The sequence below is a fragment of the Faecousia sp. genome (assembly GCF_048519415.1).
In the GTDB taxonomy this organism is placed as follows: Bacteria; Bacillota; Clostridia; order Oscillospirales; family Oscillospiraceae; genus JAZOXB01.
Genome location: NZ_DBFZUT010000017.1, coordinates 1 through 3,659 on the forward strand (window position 1 = coordinate 1; position 3,659 = coordinate 3,659).

Here is a 3,659-nt window from a genome sequence, read left to right on the forward strand (position 1 = left end):
CCTTACGGATGCGGCATGCCCCTTGCGGGTACACAAAGTATTCCTGCGTTTTCCATACCTCGACTTGCCAAAAAATCTCTCGCCGTCCGCTCTTGCTGATTGAATCAGAGCTTCCTGATACTTTATTATTTAGGGGAGCGGCATGGGACAAGTGTAAAATGGAAAGTGGAAAGTTTCCGGCCGCGCGTTGTAGGGGAGGGGACAGCCGGGCCCGGCACTGCACCGGCGATACAAACAGGGCCTTGTTAAAATGGTGAATGCCCCCAAATTGTCATTGCGAGGAGGCCGAAGGCCGACGTGGCAATCTCCTGCAACCGGTTGCGTTTTCGCCGAGGCATTCCTGTTATTCACCATTGTACTGCGAGATTCCCACGTCGCTTTGCTCCTCGGAATGACAAACTTGGAGCCCTTGCGCCATAAAATTCGTGCTGCAATCATTGCCAGCCTGCAGGGCGCTCAGGGAACGCCGCTACAGACGCAATCGGTGCATACCGTTTTATCGACACCTTGTACGAACTGCAAGTGCTCCGCCGGGAGCGGCATGCCGCTCCCCTACAACGCGCCATGAAGGCCTTACGTCAAACGAAAACATCCGGTTGACGGCGGCGCACCTTATGCTGTATACTGATACGGGCGGTCCGCAGCCCGTCAGACTGCAAGAAAACCCGCCAAGCCAAAAGTTTCGGAGGGAAGAAAAGTGTGAAAGGAAACCGTCAGGGTGTCCTTTCACGTTAAATAACCCGCCGCAGCGGCAGAATTGCAAAATCATGCTGCAAAAATTGATTTTGCAATTCTGAAAGCAGCTTGGCGAAAAAGGCCCGAAGGGACTTTTTTGACAAGCTGACGGGTGGTCCGCCGCCTGCGTGAATGAAAATCCGTCTCCCTGCCTGCAGAGGAGACTCGCAAAAAGGAGAAACACAATGGGAAAGAAACCGAAAATTCTGGTCGTCGGCAGCTTTGTCATGGACCAGATCGTCACGACACGCGTCTTCCCGCGTCAGGGCCAGACGATCCTCGCCGAGCGCTTCAACAAGGCTCCCGGCGGCAAGGGCGCCAATCAGGCCGTGCAGATGGCCCGCCTCGGCGCGCAGGTCACGATGTGCGGCAAGCTCGGTCACGACGCGAACGGCGACGAGATGCGCCGCACCTGCGAAGAGGCCGGGATCGACACGTCCTGCATCCTTTATGATGACAACGCGGCCTCCGGCTGCTCCGTCATCATCCTCGAGGAGCAGCCGAACGGCGGCACCGAGAACCGCATCCTCGTCGTGCCCGGCGCGAACATGACCATCACGCCGGAGGACGTCGCCTTCCTGAAGGACCGCATCGCCGAATTTGACCTCGTCGTGCTCCAGCTCGAGATCCCGATGGAGATCAACACGATCGTTGCAAAATATGCCCACGACAAGGGCGTCCCCGTCATGCTGAACCCGGCCCCCAGCGCCCCGCTGCCCGAGGAGCTGCTTGCCTGCCTGACGTACCTCTCCCCGAATGAGCACGAGGCCCGCGACCTGAGCGGCGTTGCCATCGGCCACGAGGGCAGCCATGTCGACGAGGCCTCCGTCCGCGCCGCCGCCGCGAAGCTCGGCGAAAAGGGCGTGGAAAAGCTGCTCATCACCATCGGCTCGGCCGGTGCGGCCCTCGTGGAGGACGGCCGGTTCGTGCTCAGTCCGTCCGTCCCCGGCGTCAAGGCCATCGATCCGACCGCAGCGGGCGATTCGTTCGTCGGCGCGTTCTGCGTGGCGGTCTGCAGCGGCCTGTCCTCCGAGGACGCCCTGCGCTTTGCCAACCACACGGCGGCCCTGACGGTCTCCCGTCTCGGCGCGATGCCGTCGCTTCCCACGCTGGCCGAGGTCGCCGCGACCATGCCCGGCGGCGTGAGCGGACTGGAGGGCTGAGATATGGAACGTACCTGGAAAGCCGATTATGAAAAATTCGCCCGCACGGCGCGCGAGAACGTCGCCGCCACGCTGGACAACATGGACTATCCCGCGCTCGAGCGCGCGGCGGAGCTGATCCTCGCGGCCAAAGCGGCGGGCAAGCGCCTGCACATCTCCGGCATCGGCAAGCCCGCGCATCTGGCGGGCTATGCGGCCTCGCTGTTCTCCTCTACAGGCACGCCCGCCTATTTCCTGCATGGCACCGAGGCCGTGCACGGCTCCTGCGGCCAGCTCGTGCCGGGCGATGTCGTCATCTTTATCTCCAACAGCGGCGAGACCGCCGAGATGAAGGCGACGGTCAGCGCCGTGAAGAACAACGGCTGCGCCGTCATCGGCGTGAGCGGCAACGCTTCCTCGTGGCTCGCGCAGCAGAGCGAGGTCCATCTGCTGGCCCATGCGGACGCCGAGGGCGGCCCGCTCGACCGCGCGCCCCGCGCCTCCATCCTGGCCGAGACGCTCGTGCTGCAGGCCCTTAGCGTCCTGCTGCAGAGCGAGGCCAAGGTCACGCCGCAGCAGTATGTCAAGTGGCATCCGGGCGGAAGCCTCGGCCATCTGCGCGAGAATGAGCGCTGAGACTTGACAAGCGCGGGACTCCGTGCTATCCTAAAAGCAGGTCAGAGAGCGTGTCAAAAAAGAATTTTTGACACGCTCTCAAACGAGACCCGTTTCACTGGGCTCTCGTTTGAAAGGGGCTGCGGCTCGTGGCAGCGCACGAAGGGCGCGGCGCGCCCTCCGCACGTTTGCGAGCCGAGCGGTATTTTCTCCGACGTACACGCCGCCGGAGAAAATGATTCCTACTTTCTTTGCGCTTGCGAGCGCAAACTCTGCGAGGCTTTTTCGGCAGAATGAAGCAGGTCATAAACGGTCTGCTTTTTTTGAAACGGTGGTTAGAGAATACTAACCTGAAATGGAGGCAATTTCTATGGTACAGATGACATTGAAGATCGACGGTATGCAGTGCGGCATGTGCGAGAGCCACGTCAACGACACGCTGCGCGCGGCCTTCCCGCTGAAGAAGGTCAGCTCGTCGCACAGCAAGGGCGAGACCGTGCTCGTCACGGCCGAGGAGATCCCGGAGGATGCCCTGCGCCGCGCGCTCGAGCCGACTGGCTACAAGCTCGTGTCCGTGCAGAGCGCGCCTTATGTCAAGCGCGGTCTGTTCCACCGCGGCTGACTCGCCTGCCGGTTGCGCGCTCCCGCTCCCGCGGCGCTTTCCTTTTTGCGCGGCGTGTGGTATGCTGTATCCAGAACGCAGCGCTGCACGACTTTGAACGGAGGAAACGAACATGGAGATCGGGAAAAAGATCCGCGAGCTTCGCATTGCCAGAAATCTGACGCAGGAGGCGCTGGCCGCCGAGCTGTCCGTCACGCCGCAGGCCATTTCCAAGTGGGAGTGCGGGGGTTCACTTAGATAAAGATACCACACCATTCCCACGCTGACTTTTGCTCAACCGATACAGCCGGAGGGCTGGATAACAAGAAAAGGCGGTATGCGCCCCGTGGAGGGGTAGCGTACCGCCTTTTCTTGTGGGGGTTTCCAAAGGGGGCAACGCCCCCATTTGGCACACAACTTTGCGAAGCAAAGTGTAGTGTGTTATACGCTCTGTCGGCGTTGCCGTGAAAATGCCGTTGCCGCCGGGGAGGGCAAGGGCATTTGAAGCGGCAGGAAAACAGGGCTGTGCTTGTGTGGCGTGGAGCCGCAAGCGCAGGTCTGTTTTC

Annotated in this window: 4 protein-coding genes; all 4 read left to right on the forward strand. The window is 61.1% G+C overall.

Annotated elements, in window-relative coordinates:
- Positions 1–920 precede the first annotated feature (920 nt).
- The gene (gene rbsK, locus ACMKFF_RS02145; protein ID WP_367927798.1) at positions 921–1,898 is read left to right on the forward strand and encodes a ribokinase; all 978 of its coding nucleotides are present in this window, start codon (positions 921–923) and stop codon (positions 1,896–1,898) included.
- A gap of 3 nt (positions 1,899–1,901) precedes the next feature.
- Positions 1,902–2,513 carry an SIS domain-containing protein gene (locus ACMKFF_RS02150; RefSeq protein WP_349135253.1) on the forward strand — a complete coding sequence of 204 codons (612 nt, stop codon included), beginning with the start codon at positions 1,902–1,904 and terminating at the stop codon, positions 2,511–2,513.
- A gap of 349 nt (positions 2,514–2,862) precedes the next feature.
- Positions 2,863–3,114: a heavy-metal-associated domain-containing protein gene (locus ACMKFF_RS02155; RefSeq protein ID WP_418487420.1), complete on the forward strand. Its 252-nt coding sequence runs from the start codon at positions 2,863–2,865 to the stop codon at positions 3,112–3,114.
- Positions 3,115–3,226: 112 nt separating this feature from the next.
- Complete coding sequence (locus tag ACMKFF_RS02160; protein ID WP_419495892.1) at positions 3,227–3,355, forward strand: helix-turn-helix transcriptional regulator; 129 nt, start codon at positions 3,227–3,229, stop codon at positions 3,353–3,355.
- Positions 3,356–3,659 lie beyond the last annotated feature (304 nt).